Origin of the sequence: Rhizobium sp. F40D2, assembly GCF_051810745.2 — a bacterium.
In the GTDB taxonomy this organism is placed as follows: Bacteria; Pseudomonadota; Alphaproteobacteria; order Rhizobiales; family Rhizobiaceae; genus Rhizobium.
Window position 1 is genome coordinate 3,763,414 of sequence record NZ_CM131436.1, and the last position, 16,459, is coordinate 3,779,872.

Annotated in this window: 15 protein-coding genes and 1 pseudogene; 11 read left to right on the forward strand and 5 right to left on the reverse strand. The window is 62.2% G+C overall.

Annotated elements, in window-relative coordinates; translation table 11 throughout:
• Positions 1 to 4: 4 nt before the first annotated feature.
• The 3 genes from yidD (at position 5) to thrS (ending at position 3,068) form a co-directional block, all read left to right on the forward strand.
• Positions 5 to 409 carry a membrane protein insertion efficiency factor YidD gene (yidD, locus tag ACS4RS_RS18125; protein ID WP_439009857.1) on the forward strand — a complete coding sequence of 135 codons (405 nt, stop codon included), beginning with the start codon at positions 5 to 7 and terminating at the stop codon, positions 407 to 409.
• Between the two features lie 2 nt (positions 410 to 411).
• Positions 412 to 939, forward strand: coding sequence for a DUF1697 domain-containing protein (locus tag ACS4RS_RS18130; protein WP_183690550.1), 528 nt, complete (start codon positions 412 to 414; stop codon positions 937 to 939).
• A 122-nt stretch (positions 940 to 1,061) separates the two neighbouring features.
• A complete protein-coding gene (thrS, locus tag ACS4RS_RS18135; RefSeq protein ID WP_439009856.1) occupies positions 1,062 to 3,068 on the forward strand; it encodes a threonine--tRNA ligase in 2,007 nt (668 codons plus the stop codon).
• A gap of 216 nt (positions 3,069 to 3,284) precedes the next feature.
• Here thrS and ACS4RS_RS18140 read toward each other — a convergent pair whose 3' ends face one another.
• A complete protein-coding gene (locus tag ACS4RS_RS18140) occupies positions 3,285 to 4,385 on the reverse strand; it encodes a hypothetical protein (protein ID WP_439009855.1) in 1,101 nt (366 codons plus the stop codon).
• 113 nt (positions 4,386 to 4,498) lie between these two features.
• Between ACS4RS_RS18140 and ACS4RS_RS18145 the strand changes: the two genes are divergently transcribed.
• From ACS4RS_RS18145 to ACS4RS_RS18155, 3 genes are all read left to right on the forward strand, one after another.
• Positions 4,499 to 5,083: a nitroreductase family protein gene (locus ACS4RS_RS18145; protein ID WP_439009854.1), complete on the forward strand. Its 585-nt coding sequence runs from the start codon at positions 4,499 to 4,501 to the stop codon at positions 5,081 to 5,083.
• A complete protein-coding gene (locus ACS4RS_RS18150) occupies positions 5,083 to 5,694 on the forward strand; it encodes a flavin reductase (protein ID WP_439009853.1) in 612 nt (203 codons plus the stop codon). The genes ACS4RS_RS18145 and ACS4RS_RS18150 overlap by 1 nt, the downstream gene beginning before the upstream one ends.
• A 106-nt stretch (positions 5,695 to 5,800) precedes the next feature.
• Positions 5,801 to 6,946: a DUF2336 domain-containing protein gene (locus ACS4RS_RS18155; RefSeq protein ID WP_439009852.1), complete on the forward strand. Its 1,146-nt coding sequence runs from the start codon at positions 5,801 to 5,803 to the stop codon at positions 6,944 to 6,946.
• On the opposite strand, the gene ACS4RS_RS18160 is transcribed toward ACS4RS_RS18155, so the two are convergent.
• The gene (locus tag ACS4RS_RS18160) at positions 6,943 to 7,353 is read right to left on the reverse strand and encodes a hypothetical protein (protein WP_439009851.1); all 411 of its coding nucleotides are present in this window, start codon (positions 7,351 to 7,353) and stop codon (positions 6,943 to 6,945) included. The two genes, ACS4RS_RS18155 and ACS4RS_RS18160, sit on opposite strands and share 4 nt — an antisense overlap.
• A 129-nt stretch (positions 7,354 to 7,482) precedes the next feature.
• On the opposite strand from ACS4RS_RS18160, the gene ACS4RS_RS18165 reads away from it, so the two are divergent.
• The gene (locus ACS4RS_RS18165; RefSeq protein ID WP_439009850.1) at positions 7,483 to 7,941 is read left to right on the forward strand and encodes a GNAT family N-acetyltransferase; all 459 of its coding nucleotides are present in this window, start codon (positions 7,483 to 7,485) and stop codon (positions 7,939 to 7,941) included.
• A 42-nt stretch (positions 7,942 to 7,983) separates the two neighbouring features.
• Here ACS4RS_RS18165 and ACS4RS_RS18170 read toward each other — a convergent pair whose 3' ends face one another.
• From ACS4RS_RS18170 to parE, 3 genes and pseudogenes are all read right to left on the reverse strand, one after another.
• A complete protein-coding gene (locus ACS4RS_RS18170) occupies positions 7,984 to 9,180 on the reverse strand; it encodes an AI-2E family transporter (RefSeq protein ID WP_439009849.1) in 1,197 nt (398 codons plus the stop codon).
• A 115-nt stretch (positions 9,181 to 9,295) separates the two neighbouring features.
• Positions 9,296 to 9,519, reverse strand: a pseudogene (locus ACS4RS_RS18175) (esterase-like activity of phytase family protein); the annotation flags it as partial.
• A 314-nt stretch (positions 9,520 to 9,833) separates the two neighbouring features.
• Entirely contained in the window at positions 9,834 to 11,930 is a 2,097-nt protein-coding gene (parE, locus tag ACS4RS_RS18180) for a DNA topoisomerase IV subunit B (protein WP_449313768.1), read from the reverse strand.
• Between the two features lie 208 nt (positions 11,931 to 12,138).
• Here parE and ACS4RS_RS18185 point away from each other — a divergent pair, with 208 nt between their 5' ends.
• From ACS4RS_RS18185 to ACS4RS_RS18200, 4 genes are all read left to right on the forward strand, one after another.
• Positions 12,139 to 13,038, forward strand: a complete 900-nt coding sequence (locus ACS4RS_RS18185) for an alpha/beta hydrolase (protein WP_439009847.1) — start codon at positions 12,139 to 12,141, stop codon at positions 13,036 to 13,038.
• Between the two features lie 135 nt (positions 13,039 to 13,173).
• A complete protein-coding gene (gene tpiA / locus ACS4RS_RS18190; protein ID WP_439009846.1) occupies positions 13,174 to 13,944 on the forward strand; it encodes a triose-phosphate isomerase in 771 nt (256 codons plus the stop codon).
• Between the two features lie 138 nt (positions 13,945 to 14,082).
• Positions 14,083 to 14,622, forward strand: a complete 540-nt coding sequence (secG, locus tag ACS4RS_RS18195) for a preprotein translocase subunit SecG (RefSeq protein WP_439009845.1) — start codon at positions 14,083 to 14,085, stop codon at positions 14,620 to 14,622.
• Positions 14,623 to 14,765: 143 nt separating this feature from the next.
• Positions 14,766 to 16,394 carry a CTP synthase gene (locus tag ACS4RS_RS18200; RefSeq protein WP_439009844.1) on the forward strand — a complete coding sequence of 543 codons (1,629 nt, stop codon included), beginning with the start codon at positions 14,766 to 14,768 and terminating at the stop codon, positions 16,392 to 16,394.
• The last annotated feature ends 65 nt before the right edge of the window (positions 16,395 to 16,459 follow it).

The following is a 16,459-nucleotide window of genomic DNA, read 5'->3' on the forward strand; positions in this document are numbered from 1 at the left end:
TGAGATGTGCGAGTTCTGCGCCCTGCAGGCCAGCGATGAGGAGGACGGTGGCGCCGCCGGTCCCGAGAAGCCGCGTGAAAAGGTCGCACGCGCTTCGCGCAATTATACCGGTCCGTTCCGCAAGACTCCCGACCGCCTGCTCGGCATGGGGTTGATCCGCCTCTACCAGCTGACGCTTTCCGGCTTTGTCGGCAATTCCTGCCGCCATATCCCGACCTGCTCCGAATATGGCTACGAGTCGATCGCCCGCCACGGATTGTGGGCCGGTGGCTGGATGACGCTGTTTCGCGTCGGCCGCTGCGGCCCAGGCGGCACCAGCGGCCTTGACCAAGTGCCGGAGATGCTCGGCGGCGACTTCCGCTGGTGGACACCGTGGCGCTATTTCTCCCTCGGACGCAAGAGAGGATGAGGATGAGCACCTTCATTGCCCTCCTGCACAGCATTGTCCTGACGCCCGACCGGCGCGTCATCATGGAAGATCTGCGCGCGCTCGCCAAAGATCTTGGCTATCGCGAACCGCGCACGCTGGTTTCCACAGGCAATCTCGTCTTCGAGGCCGATGATATGCGGCCGCACGAACTCGAGGTAGCGCTGGAAGAGGGGTTCGAAGAGAAATTCGGCAAACATGTAGATATCATCGTGCGCAGCGACTGCACCTGGATGGCGCTTTGCGGCACCAATCCCTTCAGGGACGGCAACGGCGATCAGGTCATCGTCCGGGTGATGCGCCTGCCGGTCGATCCGGAAAAGGTGGAGGCGCTGAAAGCGCTGATGACGGAGGGACAGCGCATCGCCGTCGTCGGCGGCGATCTGTGGATCGATTTTGCCGGCAAGCCGAGCCAGTCCAAGCTGCTTTCGGCCCTAACCACCAAGCGTATAGGGATCGGCACGATGCGCAACTGGAACACGGTCTGTGGCCTCGCCCAAATGATTATGTAGGCCGGCTGCTTCTTTACTCCCGCGGGAAATCTGAGTATCAGGCGGCAGCGCTTCCAAAGAGCGGAGGCGCTTCCGTATCAACCACCCGCATTCGTTGGCGGGACTGGACAAGGAGAATTTCGATGTCTGAAGCCATTTCCCTGACATTTCCCGATGGTTCCATGCGCAGCTTTCCGGCTGGCGCGACCGGCAGGGATGTCGCCGAATCCATTTCCAAGTCGCTCGCCAAGAGCGCGGTCGCCATTGCGCTCGACGGCGCCGTGCAGGACCTTTCCGATGCCGTCACCGATGGCACGATCGAAATCATCACCCGCAAAGATCCGCGCGCGCTGGAGCTCATCCGGCATGATGCTGCGCACGTCATGGCTGAAGCCGTGCAGGAGCTTTGGCCAGGCACGCAGGTGACGATCGGCCCGGTCATCGAAAACGGCTTCTACTACGACTTCGCCAAGAATGAGCCCTTCACGCCCGACGATCTGCCGAAGATCGAAAAGAAGATGAAGGAGATCATCGCCCGCAACGCCGCCTTCACCAAGCAGGTGTGGTCGCGCGAAAAAGCCAAGGAAGTCTTTGCGGCCAAGGGCGAAAACTACAAGGTCGAACTCGTCGACGCGATCCCGGCAGGGCAGGATCTGAAGATCTACCATCAGGGCGATTGGTTCGACCTTTGCCGCGGCCCGCACATGGCCTCCACCGGCCAGATCGGCACGGCCTTCAAGCTGATGAAGGTTGCCGGTGCCTATTGGCGCGGCGACAGCAACAATGCCATGTTGTCACGCATCTACGGGACGGCATGGGCTGACCAGGCCGATCTTGACAACTACCTGCACATGCTGGCGGAGGCCGAAAAGCGCGACCACCGCAAGCTCGGCCGCGAAATGGACCTGTTTCATTTCCAGGAAGAAGGCCCGGGCGTCGTCTTCTGGCACGGCAAGGGCTGGCGGATCTTTCAATCGCTCGTCTCCTACATGCGTCGCCGGCTCGCCGTCGATTATGAAGAAGTCAACGCGCCGCAGGTGCTCGACACTGCGCTCTGGGAAACTTCAGGTCACTGGGGCTGGTATCAGGAAAACATGTTCGCCGTGAAATCGGCGCATGCGATGACGCACCCGGAAGACAAGGAAGCGGATAACCGCGTCTTTGCGCTGAAGCCGATGAACTGCCCGGGGCATGTGCAGATCTTCAAGCATGGGCTGAAGTCCTATCGCGAACTGCCGATCCGCCTCGCCGAATTCGGCTTGGTGCATCGCTACGAGCCTTCCGGTGCGCTGCACGGGCTGATGCGCGTGCGCGGTTTCACGCAGGACGACGCGCACATTTTCTGCACGGACGAGCAGATGGCTGCCGAATGCCTGAAGATCAACGATCTGATTCTGTCGGTCTATGAAGACTTCGGCTTCAAGGAAATCGTCGTCAAGCTTTCAACCCGGCCGGAAAAGCGCGTCGGTTCCGACGCACTCTGGGATCGCGCGGAAGCCGTGATGACGGACGTCCTGAATACGATCGAGGCTCAGTCCGAGGGTCGCATCAAAACCGGCATCCTGCCGGGCGAGGGCGCTTTCTACGGGCCGAAGTTCGAATATACGCTGAAGGATGCGATCGGGCGCGAATGGCAGTGCGGGACGACGCAGGTCGATTTCAACCTGCCGGAACGTTTCGGCGCCTTCTATATCGACAGCAACTCCGAAAAGACGCAGCCGGTAATGATCCATCGCGCCATCTGCGGCTCGATGGAACGCTTCCTCGGTATTCTGATCGAAAACTTCGCCGGCCATCTGCCGCTCTGGGTATCACCGCTGCAGGTGGTGGTCGCGACGATTACCTCGGAAGCCGACGCCTACGGGCTTGAAGTGGCCGAGGCGCTGCGCGAGGCCGGTCTCAACGTCGAGACCGATTTCCGCAACGAGAAGATCAACTACAAGGTCCGCGAACACTCGGTCACCAAGGTGCCCGTCATCATCGTCTGCGGCAGGAAGGAAGCCGAGGAGCGCACGGTCAACATTCGCCGCCTCGGCAGCCAGGACCAAGTTTCGATGGGGCTCGATGCCGCCGTCGAGAGCCTTGCCTTGGAAGCGACGCCGCCAGACGTCCGTCGCAAGGCCGAAGCAAAAAAGGCCAGGGCGGCCTGAAAACGCTTCGATCCGACAGCGCCACCGGCGCTGTCGGAAATGCGATATGGAAACTGGATATTTGTCGCGAACCGCGGCAACCGCTGGGATTTGCTCAGTCGCCTCCACGAGGCCTCTTCTGGATGCGAGAGGCGGTTCCATGGGACGCTCCCAACTTTTCACGTAGTCCCGAACGGAAAACCGCTTCGCACTTTTCCTGAATTGTCTTTGCGAAAATTAATCGAGACTGGTGTCGTCGCCGCCTTGCGGCGCGAGCTGTTCGTAGGATGGGAGCGGCGCCACCGGAGCCGGCTGGACGCCTGGCGGCGGCGGCGTCCCCACAGGCACTTGCTGCACGGTGCGTGCCGCGTCATTCACCGGCGGCTGCGGCTGCTGGTCCTTCATCAGAACCTCGACATCGGTGTTCCGGCCGGCGACGACGGTGAAATCGCGCTGGTAGATCTTGTCCTTGTTGCGGGCGACGGCGGAATATCCGCCTTCGGCGAGAACCATGGTCGGGAAGGCGCTGACGCTTTCGCCGACGCTGTCGCCGGCCGCCGTCAGGATCGACCATGCCGTATCGGCGATCGCCTCGCCGCCGGCATCGGAGACCAGCTTGAAGGTGACCTGCGCGGCGCGATGCTGGATCGTCGCTTCGGTCAGCTTGCCCGCTTCGACCTGGATGTCGGCGCGGATGACGGCGTTGACGCTGCCATATTCAGAAACGATATGATAGGTGCCGGCATTGAGGCGGACGACGGTGTTCGGCGAGACATCGGCGACGACGAGGCCACGCTCGCCGTCCTCGCGCACTTCCGAAGAATAGATCGAAAAACTCAGCTGGTCGGGGCGGATGCGGGCATCGGCACCGGAAACGGCATTGAGCAGCAGGCCGCCGGCATCGAGCACCATCACCTGCTTATCGACCTCGCCGTCGGCGGGCACGGTGAGCTTCTTGGTGACGCCGGCGCGGCCGAAGGAGACGTTGACGAAATAATCGCCGGGCGCGAGCTGGAAGGCGGCGGGTCCGCCCTTGGCGCTGGCGATCAGCGGCAGCTTACCGTCGCTTCCGGCGATCGGGCTGAAGACATACCAGGACAGGCCTTCTTCGACCGGCGTGCCGTCCGCCGTCAGCTTGGCTTCCATCGGGACATCGCGCAGCTTGAGCCCTTCAGGCGCCGTGCCGGGCGCGATGAAGGCATCGAGCTTCGGCATCTTCGGTGTCGATTCAAGCTGTTTGAATTCCTTGAAGGCATCCTGAGCGCCGGCGCCTGGAGGCGTCAGGATCGTCAGGGCAATGGCAAGGCCGATGCGTGCAAAAGGCGAAATGCCAAACATCTGTTTCGTGAACCGATTGACTTCTGAAATCGCAAACGCCACTTCAAGACCAACGCGATGGCAAATTCAAGACCCACCCTTTGCAGCAGCATAAAAATGAGAGTTTCTCCCGCATGAAATCCGATATCAAGCTTATCGACTACCTTGCCGTGCGCCGCTCCATCCCGGCTTTCCAGATGTGCGAACCAGGTCCCGTAAAGGCCGAAATCGAGGAAATCCTGCGTCTTGCCTCGCGTGTTCCCGATCACGGCAAGATCGCGCCATGGCGCTTCATCGTCTATCGCGGAGGTGAGCGCGCTCGCCTCGGTGAGGAGCTTCTGGCTTTGGCGCTCGAGACGAAACCTGAGCTTTCCGAAGAGATGATCCAGGTTGAGCGCGCGCGTTTCACCCGCGCGCCCGTGGTCGTCGCCGTCGTCAGCAAGGCGGGGCCGCATATCAAGATCCCTGAATGGGAACAGCTGATGTCGGCCGGCGCGCTTTGCCTAAACGTCATCCTCGCCGCCAATGCCTGCGGTTATGTCGCCAACTGGCTGACGGAATGGTTCGCCTATGACGAGCGCGCCTATCCGCTGCTCGGCGTCGGGCCTGATGAAAAGGTGGCGGGCTTCATCCATATCGGCTCGACGACTTTTCCGGCGATCGAGCGGCCGCGGCCGGAACTTGCCGATACCGTGACCTGGGTCGGCGGAGAGGACTGATGTTTTACACCACCGACGACAACCGGCACGGGCTGGCGCATGATCCGTTCAAGGCGATCGTGTCGCCGCGCCCGATCGGCTGGATCGGCAGCAAGGGCAGGGACGGTTCGATCAACCTCGCCCCCTATTCCTTCTTCAACGCAGTCGCCGACCGCCCGAAGCTGGTGATGTTTTCCTCCGCCGGGCGAAAGCACAGCCAGCGCAACGCGGCCGAGACCGGCGTCTTCACCTGCAATTTCGTCGGTCGCGATCTCGCCGAGAAGATGAACCTCTCTTCGGCGGCGCTGCCCTATGGCGATAGCGAATTCGACTTTGCCGGCTTGACGGCGAAGCAGGCCGAACTCATCGACGCGCCCTATGTCGGCGAGGCTTTTGCGGTGCTCGAATGCAAGGTTACCGAGATCATCGAGCCGAAGACGCTGTCGGGCGCGCCGTCGGAAAACGTCCTTGTCTTCGGTGAGGTGGTCGGCATCCGCATCGACGAGACGATCGTCAGGGATGGCCGTCTCGACATGTCGATCGCCCGGCCTGTGGCCCGCATGGGCTACATGGATTACAGCGAAGGCAGCGATGTTTTCGAGATGTTCCGGCCGCATCTGCCGAAGGTTTAGATCGGCCGCAAGGCATACAAAGGCTTAAGAAATATGGTGAACCAATCTTAAACCTTTTGCCGCTACGGTCGCAGCATTGAATGAAACGCGAGGGAATCGCGTTCAAGTGCTGGGGCGTCGCGTGATCATAGAAGCTTTCCTTCGGTGGATCGAAACGGCCAAGACCGGTGACCGGGCCCGAGCCGCAAACGCGCTCGGGCGTGCCTATCTGCAATCGAAGATGACAGGGGACGAGCGGGCGGCAGCCGAGATGGCGATGACCTTTCTGCTCGACGATCCGTCGCCGCGGGTGCGGCTGGCACTGGCCGAGGCGATCGCCTGGTCGCCCGATGCGCCGCGCAGCCTGATTCTTTCGCTTGCCGAAGACCAGCCCGAAGTCGCCTGCCATGCAGTGACCTGTTCGCCGCTTTTGAGCGATGCCGATCTCGTCGATCTTGCCGCGCGCGGCAATGGCGCCACCCGCATGCTGATTGCGGTGAGGGCGCATGTAACGCGCCCGGTTTCCGCAGCGCTTGCGGAAGTCGGCGACGAGGAAGAGCTGCTCTGCCTGCTCGAGAACGACGGCGCGGTGATCTCCGGCCAATCCCTGAAGCGCATCGCTGAGCGGCTCGGCGACGGCTGCGACATCCGCAACCTGCTTCTCGATCGCAGCGATCTTCCCGCCGATGCCCGCCAGCTGCTCACCCAGCATGTCAGCAATGCGCTGGTTGGGCTGCCGCTCGCACAGGCGGCGATCGGCGTGCAGCGGCTGCAGCGCATCAGCCGCGAGGCGACCGAGGCCGCCATCGTTTCAATCGCCGGCGACATCGCGCCGCGCGAGATACCCGACCTCGTCGAACATCTGCGCCTCAACGGCCGGCTGACGCCATCCTTCCTGATGCATGCGCTCTGCGCCGGCAAGGTGGATTTCTTCGCGGGCGCGATCGTCGATCTGACGGGTTGCGGCGAGCGCCGGGTGCGCTCGATCCTTGCGACCGGGCGCATGCATGCGGTGCGTGCGCTCTACGAGTCCGCCGGCCTGCCGAGGGATATCAGCGTGATTTTCGTCGAGGCGACGCTGCTGTGGCGCGACGCCGCCAGGAAAGCGCCGGGCAGCGTGCTCGGCAATGTCTGCAGCCGTCTGCTCGAAAAATTCCGCCATCATGACGGCGCACATGGCGCAGTCGGCGAGTTGCTCGACATAGTGGAAAAGCTCGGGGTCGCGGAACAGCGGCAATCGGCCCGTGTTTATGCGGCGCTTGCTGCCGCTTAGTCGGCCAGCCGCGTCACCACCCAGGAATAGCTGGCGGAGACGAAATGCACCGGTTTGGCGAGCGTGTCTTTGACGCTCCTGCCGGTGGGCAGATGGTCGCGGACCCGTCCGGCAATATCGTCGGCAAAGCCAAGCAGTCCCTGGGGGTGCTGTTCGGCCACGTCAGGAGGGACCGGCGGGACGGGCGCCGGCTTCGGCGGTTCGGCGGCAGCGACGGCTTTCGGCGCCTCGCAGACTGCAATTACCGAGGGATAGCTGACATTGGCATAGGTTTTCAACCGACGTTCGGCTTCGGCATCGCAGGCAGCAACCGTCTCCCAGCGTTTATCGACCGTCGCGACATAGCTGCACTGGCTGATGGAATCGTCGCAACCGAGAATGGTCATCGCGATCAACACCGCTTGCATATTTCGCCTCCTTGGCTATTGAGCGTGTCATCGTCTTAGAGGGCGCAATTCCAACCGAATGAAGGCAAGGGCATTAACTCTTGGTCAAGTCGGGAAAATTTTGGCCCTGCGCCAGCAGAAAGAGGCAGCATGTCCGTCACCATCGCCCTGGAGCCGCCACGTCAGGACGGCGTCATCCGCCTTCTCGACCTTTCCGACGCCTATGCGCAGTCGCTCTATCCCGCCGAGAGCAACCATCTGGTCGACCTCTCCGTGCTGGAGAAGCCTGCGGTGAGCTTTCTCGTCGCGCGCAACGGCGATGCGATCGCTGGGTGCTGTGCGCTGGTCGAGGCCGGCGATGGCACGGCGGAGATCAAGCGCATGTTTGTCGACCCCGAGGCGAGGGGTCTGAGGATTGCCAGCGGCCTGATGAACGCGCTCGAAGCACTCGCCAGGGAGAAGCGGCTGTCGACAATCCGGCTCGAAACCGGCATCTACCAGCCCGAGGCGATCGCGCTCTACCGCAAATACGGATATCGGGAGATCGAGCCTTTCGGCAGCTATCTGCCGGACCCACTCAGCCTGTTCATGGAAAAGCGGCTGGGATAACGGCCTGCGAAGGCCGGTTCAGCCTTCTACAACAAGGCTTTTTCAGCCTTCGGCAATACGGGGGATTGCCGGCGGGGCTTGCTCGTCGATAAGGACCTGCGGTCCCGTCTCGCCTTTTTCAGCGTTGCGGGCCTCGTGGATCCATTCGCGCCAGATGGCGACGATCAGCGCCATCAGCACCGGACCGATGAAGAGGCCGAGGAAGCCCATCGTCTTGACGCCGCCGACGAGGCCGAAGAAGGTCGGCAGGAAGGGCAGTTTGATCGGACCGCCGACGAGCTTCGGCCGCAGCGTCTTGTCGACGACGAAGAGCTCGACCGTTCCCCAGACGAAAAGACCAATGCCGGCGACATGCGAGCCGCTTGCCAGGAGATAGATTGAAACCAGCGTGAAGGATAGCGGTGCGCCGCCCGGGATCAGCGCCATCACGCCCGTCAACACGCCGAGCGTGACCGGCGACGGCACGCCGGCGATCCAGTAAGCCAGGCCGAGCACGATGCCTTCGCCGATCGCAATCAACGTCATGCCCATGACGGTGGAGCTGATCGTCGCTGGCACGACGCGGGAAATGCGCTCCCAGCGGTTCGGCAGAATGCGCTCGCCGAGCATGTCGATCTGTTTGGAGAAGGAAAAACCGTCGCGATAGACGAAGAACAGCGCGATTAGCATGAAGAGCAGCGTCAGCAGGAGGTGGAAGGCGCCGCCGCCGGCCGCAAGCACGGCACGGTAAATATTGCCGATATTGGCGCCGCTGACCGCCTGGATGACCTCGCCCAGGGCGCCGGGGCTGCCGATATATTTGGTCCAGACTTCATCGAGATAGGCGCCGGCCCAAGGCAGGGCGACGATCCAGGCCGGTGTCGCGGCGCCGGTGCGATTGGCATGGATTGCCCAGGCAACCCAGGTGCGCACTTCACCCGTCGTATAGGTGACCGCAAGCCCGATTGGGATGACCAGGAAAGTCACGATCATGATGATGGCGATGGTCGCGGCGATCGTCGTATTGCCGCCGACGCGGGCAAGAAGCTTGCGGTAGAGCGGCCAGCTGGCGAAGCCGATGACCAGGGCTGCCAGCACCGGCACGAGGAAACCGTAGAAGAAGTAAACGCCGGCCGCGACGATCAGAACCAGCAGCCAGCGCGCCGCCGAGATGGAGGGAATCAGCGGCGTGCGCGTCGGCGCCGATGATCCGAGCCATCGCGGTTCATGATTGCTTTTCTGACGGTCGAACACACCCACGCGCGCCTCTTCTTATTCTTGTCTTTTGGTTATGGGCTATGAACCCGGCGGTTTCAAGGTCGGCACCATGAAAGCGTATATAAAGCGTCGCTATTCGGCCGTCAGAGCCGATGTCTTACTGTTGCGGACGGCGCAAAAATCTTGAAGGCGTAGAACTGGGTCTTCTGGGCGGCCGAGAATTATTGTCGGAGCCGAGAATGAGGACGTCGGTGCCGTCCTTGGCCTGCCGAGCGACATGGCCTCGATTTTCTCGGGGACGAGGCCGATTGCTCTCAGATCAAGCACCTGGGGGACAACGAATTCACCGAGAAAGGAGAGCGAAATGCCTGCAGCGCAATCGCCGAAGGGGCAGGCGATCTCGAAGGTAGCGCCGACATCAGTGGCGCTGGCCGTAACTGTGCTGGACAGGACAACGGAAGCGGCAGTCGCGAGAAAACGCTTGCTCATGGCAGAATCCGGCAAGTGGTTGAAAACAACGGTTCGAACCGGCGCAGCCGCTCTTCCCAGGGGGAGGCCGCGCGCCGACCGCTTCATGCGCCGGTTATTTGACGGAGTTGTTACGGTTCTTCGTCAGTTCCGTGAAATCGCAGATGCTGACATGGCGGGTGCGCCGAACGGTACTCTACTCCAGTTCGGCTCGGCCCGCAGATGCTTTAAATATCGAGGTTTTCGGCGAAGGCCGCGCGTTCCTGGATGAAGCGGAAGCGAGCTTCCGGCTTGGTGCCCATCAGATCGTCGACAGCGCTGCGGGTGCCCTCGAAATCCACCTCGTCGATCAGCACCTTGAGCAGGGTGCGTTTGGACGGATCCATCGTGGTTTCCTTGAGCTGGGCGGGCATCATCTCGCCGAGACCTTTGAAGCGGCTGATCTCGACCTTGGCCTTGCCCTTGAACTCCGTCTGCATCAGCTCGGCTCGATGATTGTCGTCGCGGGCATAGGCGGATTTCGACCCTTGGGTGATCTTGTAGAGCGGCGGCACGGCGAGGAAGAGGTGGCCGCCACGCACCAGCTCAGGCATTTCCTGATAGAAGAATGTGATGAGCAGTGAGGCAATATGGGCGCCGTCGACGTCGGCATCGGTCATGACGATGATGCGCTCGTAGCGCAGGTCTTCGTCGCGGTATTTCGAGCGGGTGCCGCAGCCGAGCGCCTGGATGAGATCGGCGAGCTGCTGATTGGCGCCGAGTTTTTCGCGGCCGGCGCTGGCGACGTTGAGGATCTTGCCGCGCAGCGGCAGAATTGCCTGGTTGGCGCGGTTGCGCGCCTGCTTGGCCGAACCGCCTGCCGAATCGCCCTCGACGATGAAGAGTTCTGCGCCTTCGGCGGTGTTCTGCGAGCAGTCGGCGAGCTTGCCGGGCAGGCGCAGCTTGCGCACCGCCGTCTTGCGGTTGACTTCCTTTTCCTTGCGGCGGCGCAGGCGCTCCTCGGCGCGCTCGATCACCCAGTCGAGCAGCTTGGCCGACTCGTTGGGGTTGTCGGCAAGGTAATGGTCGAAGGGATCGCGAAGCGCGTTCTCGACGATTTGCTGGGCCTCGACGGTGGCGAGCTTGTCCTTGGTCTGGCCGACGAATTCCGGCTCGCGGATGAAAACCGAGAGCATGCCGACGGCCGAGATCATCACGTCATCGGTGGTGATCTGCGCTGCGCGCTTGTTCTGCGTCAGCTCGGCATAGGCCTTCAAGCCCTTGGTCAGCGCGATGCGCAGGCCCGCCTCATGCGTGCCGCCTTCGGGGGTCGGGATGGTGTTGCAATAGGAATGCACCTGCGGGTCGCCGCCATACCAGGTGATCGCCCATTCCATCGAGCCATGGCCGCTGGTTTTCTCGGTCTTGCCGGCGAAGATCTCGCGGGTGACGGTGAATTCCTTGCCCATTGTCGCCTGGAGATAATCCTTCAGGCCGCCGGGGAAGTGGAAGACGGCCTTGTCAGGCAACTCGGAACCTTCGGGCAAGACGCCCGGCTCACAGCTCCAGCGGATCTCGACGCCGCCGAACAGATACGCCTTCGAGCGCGCCATCCGGAACACTCGGGCGGCATCGAACTTCATGTGATCCCCAAAAATCTGGGGGTCGGGATGAAAGCGCACGCGGGTGCCGCGGCGATTGTGGACGTCGCCCAATTCTTCAAGCCCGCCCTGCGGCAGGCCGCGGGAGAAGCGCTGGCGGTAGAGCTTGCGGTTGCGCGCGACTTCCACTTCGAGATCGTCGGAGAGCGCGTTGACGACCGAGACGCCGACGCCGTGCAGGCCGCCCGAGGTCTCGTAGGCCTTACCGTCGAATTTGCCGCCGGCATGCAGCTTGGTCATGATGACTTCGAGCGTCGACTTGCCCGGCACCTGCGGATGGTTTTCGACCGGGATGCCGCGGCCGTTGTCGGAGACGGTAAGATAACCTTCGAGGTCAAGATAGACCTCGATGAAATTGGCGTGTCCGGCGACCGCTTCGTCCATCGCGTTGTCGATGACTTCGGCAAAGAGGTGATGCAGCGCCTTTTCATCGGTGCCGCCGATATACATGCCCGGACGCATGCGCACCGGCTCGAGACCTTCGAGGACGCGGATTGACGAGGCGCCGTATTCGTCGGCGTTCGACGTGGCGGGTGCCGGGCGCGCAGACGCTCCGGCAACAGGTGGGGCAGCAGCGGGCGCAGCCGCCATCGGCGGCCGTTCGGCCGCAGCCGCAGGCTTCTGCGCCTCCTCGCGTTTTTCGGAGAGGGGCATTCCGGAAAAGAGGTCGTTGCTATCGTCCATGGAGCCGTTCAGATCTTCATCCTGTCTTGGGCTTGCATCCGCCGCCGACCCAAAATCACCGCATTTCATGTCACGTTTGCGAATCAGGCAGATTTTGCCAGAAAGCACCTCTATACGCGACACCGCCAGTTTTGGCGGGCTTTTCACACATGATTTGCGTTGCCGGGCGCGGAATGGCAAGCGGCGGCAGGCTTCAGGAACCATCCGAATGCGAATGTCCACAAGTCATTGCACCATCATCACCGCAATTGCGGCGTTTTTTCTATCTGCGGCTGTCCTGTCCGCTGTCGGGCCGGCGCGGGCGGGCGATGCGCTGCCGCCTTTCAAGGACGATCTGTTCTCGAAGCAGTTCATCTTGCAGACCGGCGATGACGGCGCCTTCGAGGTCATCGACTATGACGAGATGCGCGATATCAACGGCCGCGACCAGATCCCGCAAAAGCGAGTGCAGCAGAAATATGTGGCGCTCGGCATCCGTAAGGCGCAAGTCGACGAGACGCTCTCTCTGGACGGCGCCGGGCTCGATGTCACCAGGGTGGGACAGGCCCGGAATGCCGCCTTTACGGTGATCTTTATTCATGGCCGCGACGGCGATCGCCGGCTCGGCGCCAACGACTACAGCTTCGGCGGCAATTTCAACCGGCTGAAGAACCTCGTTGCCGGCAATGGCGGCGTCTATTATTCGCCGACCGTCAGGAGCTTCGACAGCAACGGCGTTGCGGCGATCGCCGGCCTCATCCGCTATGCCAATGCCCAATCGCCCGGCCGGCCGATCATCCTGTCCTGCGCCTCGATGGGCAGCCAGGTCTGCTGGGGCATTGCGCGCGACGGCGACAGCGTCAAGCGGCTGAAGGGCATGCTTGTCATGAGCGGCGTCACCGATCCCGATTTCACCAGAAGCGCCTTCTATAAGGCGAAGCTGCCGCTCTGGTTCGCGCACGGCAGCCGCGACCCGGTCTATGCCGCCAGCGACCAGCAGGCGCTGTTCGAAAGCCTGCACAGGGCAAAATATCCGACGCGGTTCACGCTGTTTGAAACCGGAAATCACGGGACGCCGATCCGGATGATCGACTGGCGCCGCGTCTTGAACTGGATTCTCGCCGGCTGAAGCGAATTGCCCAGCGTTTTTCGGCAGAAATATAGGCGGGATGGCTGAGATTCCCCTTACGTCAAGGCATGATGCTTTTCTTTGCCGCGCGCTTTTGATATTGCCCAATGCATATGCAGAATTTGGAAGGCTGGCATGACACCTGACGTGCGCCCGCTCGTGGCGGGAAATTGGAAAATGAATGGCATGCGTGCCTCCCTGGATCAGATCAAGGCGATCGCCGAGGGTGTTTCCTCGCCGTTCGCCGACAAGGTCGAAGCGCTGATCTGCCCGCCTGCGACGCTGCTCTACGTAGCGACCGCGCTCTGCACCGACAGCCCGCTTTCGATCGGCGCTCAGGATTGCCATCAGAACCCGTCAGGCGCGCATACCGGCGATATCTCGGCCGAGATGATTGCCGATTGTTTCGGCACTTATGTCATTGTCGGCCACTCCGAGCGGCGCACCGACCATGCCGAAACGGATCATCTGGTCCGCGCCAAGGCGGAGGCTGCCTTTGCCGCCGGGCTGACGGCGATCATCTGCATCGGCGAGACAGCCGATGAACGCCGCACAGGCCAGGCGCTCGACGTCATCAAGCGTCAGCTTTCCGCCTCGGTTCCGGACGGCGCCACCGCCGAGAACACCGTCATCGCTTATGAGCCGATCTGGGCGATCGGCACCGGTGTGACGCCGACGGCGGGCGATGTCGAAAAGGCGCATGCCTTCATGCGCGCCGAGCTGGTGGGCCGTTTCGGCGGTGAAGGCCGCAAGATGCGTCTTCTCTATGGCGGCTCGGTCAAGCCGGCCAATGCCAGGGAGCTGATGGGCATCGCCAATGTCGACGGCGCTCTGATCGGCGGGGCGAGCTTGAAAGCAGCCGACTTCCTCGCCATCTACCGGGCCTATGAGGCGCTGCTCGCCTGAGGCATTGTTCATTCCCGGTTTATTCGCTTATTCCAGGGTGTATTCTGGGCCGAAGGGCTTGGAATAGATGAAAGCCTCATGTAAAGAGCCGCCAGAATTCTTACTTATGTCCGTCTCCAGGCGGGCAGGACTGGACCCATGCAGACCGTATTGATTGTCATTCATCTCATGATCGTGCTCGCCCTCGTCGGCGTCGTGCTCATCCAGCGTTCGGAAGGCGGCGGCCTCGGCATCGGCGGCGGTTCGGGCTTCATGTCGGCGCGCGGCACGGCCAATGCGCTGACGCGCACCACCGCGATCCTTGCGACCCTGTTCTTCATCACCTCGCTCGGCCTTGGCATTCTGACGCGTTATGAAGGCCGTCCGAGCGATATTCTCGACCGCATTCCGGCAACGGGCGGCCAGGGCAACGGCATTCTCGATTCGCTCGGCGGCGGCGCTCAGGCTCCGGCAAGCCAGCCGGCTGGCAACGGCGTTCCGAGCAGCGGGGCGGCAACGCCTGCACCGCAGGCTCCCGCTGCTCAAGCTCCGGCAACTGCGGCTCCGGCTCCGGCGACGACCGCTCCGGCGGCCCAGGCTCCGGCGGCCACCGAGCCTGCAACGACTGCCCCGGCAGCGCCCGCAACTCCGGCCGCGCCGGCACCGGCTCAACCCGCCGGCGTCCCGACGGGACAGTAAACCGGTCTTCGACATAAACCGCCGGCAGGCCCTCGGGCCTGCCGGTTTTCTTTTGTTCAGATTCCTTCGCCACGCTCCGAAAATTCCGGAAATGAGTTTTTGGGCTGGTGGAATCGTTTTTGAAAAGGTATCCGGTGAATCCCATGGCGCGATACGTATTCATCACTGGCGGCGTGGTTTCCTCTCTCGGAAAAGGAATTGCGGCCGCGGCTCTCGGAGCGTTGCTGCAGGCCCGTGGATATCGGGTGCGGCTTCGCAAGCTCGACCCCTATCTGAACGTGGACCCGGGCACGATGAGCCCGACCCAACACGGCGAGGTCTTCGTCACCGACGACGGCGCGGAAACCGATCTCGATCTCGGCCACTACGAACGCTTCACGGGGCGTTCGGCAACCAAGACCGACAACATCACCACCGGCCGCATCTACAAAAATATCATCGACAAGGAACGGCGCGGCGACTATCTCGGCGCGACGGTGCAGGTCATTCCGCACGTCACCAACGAGATCAAGGATTTCGTCATCGAGGGCAATGACGATTACGACTTCGTCATCTGCGAGATCGGCGGCACGGTCGGTGACATCGAAGCGATGCCCTTCATGGAGGCAATCCGCCAGCTCGGCAACGACCTGCCGCGCGGCACCGCCGTCTACGTCCATCTGACGCTGATGCCGTATATTCCGGCCGCCGGCGAGCTCAAGACCAAGCCGACCCAGCATTCGGTCAAGGAACTGCAGGCGCTCGGCATTCATCCCGATATCCTGCTGGTGCGCGCAGACCGCGAAATTCCGGAAGCCGAGCGCCGCAAGCTGTCGTTGTTCTGCAACGTGCGCCCGTCCGCCGTCATCCAGGCGCTCGACGTTGCCAACATCTATGATGTGCCGATCGCCTACCACAAGGAAGGCCTGGACGACGAAGTGCTGGCAGCCTTCGGCATCGAGCCGGCACCGAAGCCGCGGCTCGACCTGTGGGAAGAGGTCTGCAACCGCATCCGCACGCCGGAGGGCGAGGTGACGATCGCGATCGTCGGCAAATATACCGGCCTCAAGGATGCCTATAAATCGCTGATCGAGGCGCTGCACCACGGCGGCATCGCCAATCGCGTCAAGGTCAAGCTCGAATGGATCGAGTCCGAGGTCTTCGAAAAGGAAGACCCGGCGCCCTATCTCGAGAAGGTCCACGGCATCCTCGTGCCCGGCGGCTTCGGTGAACGCGGTTCGGAAGGCAAGATCCACGCAGCCCGTTTCGCCCGCGAGCGCAAGGTGCCGTATTTCGGCATCTGCTTCGGCATGCAGATGGCCGTCATCGAGGCGGCGCGCAATCTCGCCGACGTGTCCGGCGCCTCCTCGACCGAATTCGGCCCGACCAAGGACCCTGTGGTCGGCCTGATGACCGAATGGGTCAAGGGCAACGAGTTGCAGAAGCGCACGGCAGCCGGCGATCTCGGCGGCACGATGCGCCTCGGTGCCTATAAGGCGGCGCTGAAGAAGGGCACGAAGATCTCGGACATCTACGGTTCCACCGATATTTCCGAGCGTCATCGCCACCGCTACGAGGTCAATGTCGACTATAAGGACCGGCTCGAGAGCTGCGGCCTCGTCTTCTCCGGCATGTCGCCGGATGGCGTGCTGCCGGAGACGATCGAATATCCCGATCACCCCTGGTTCATTGGCGTGCAGTATCACCCTGAACTGAAGAGCCGGCCGCTCGACCCGCATCCGCTGTTTGCCAGCTTCATCGAAGCAGCAACGGAGCAGAGCCGCCTCGTCTAACCATAAAAAGGGATCCAGATCGCGCGATTTCAAGTGCGATCTGGGCAGGTGCTTGTGGTGCTCTA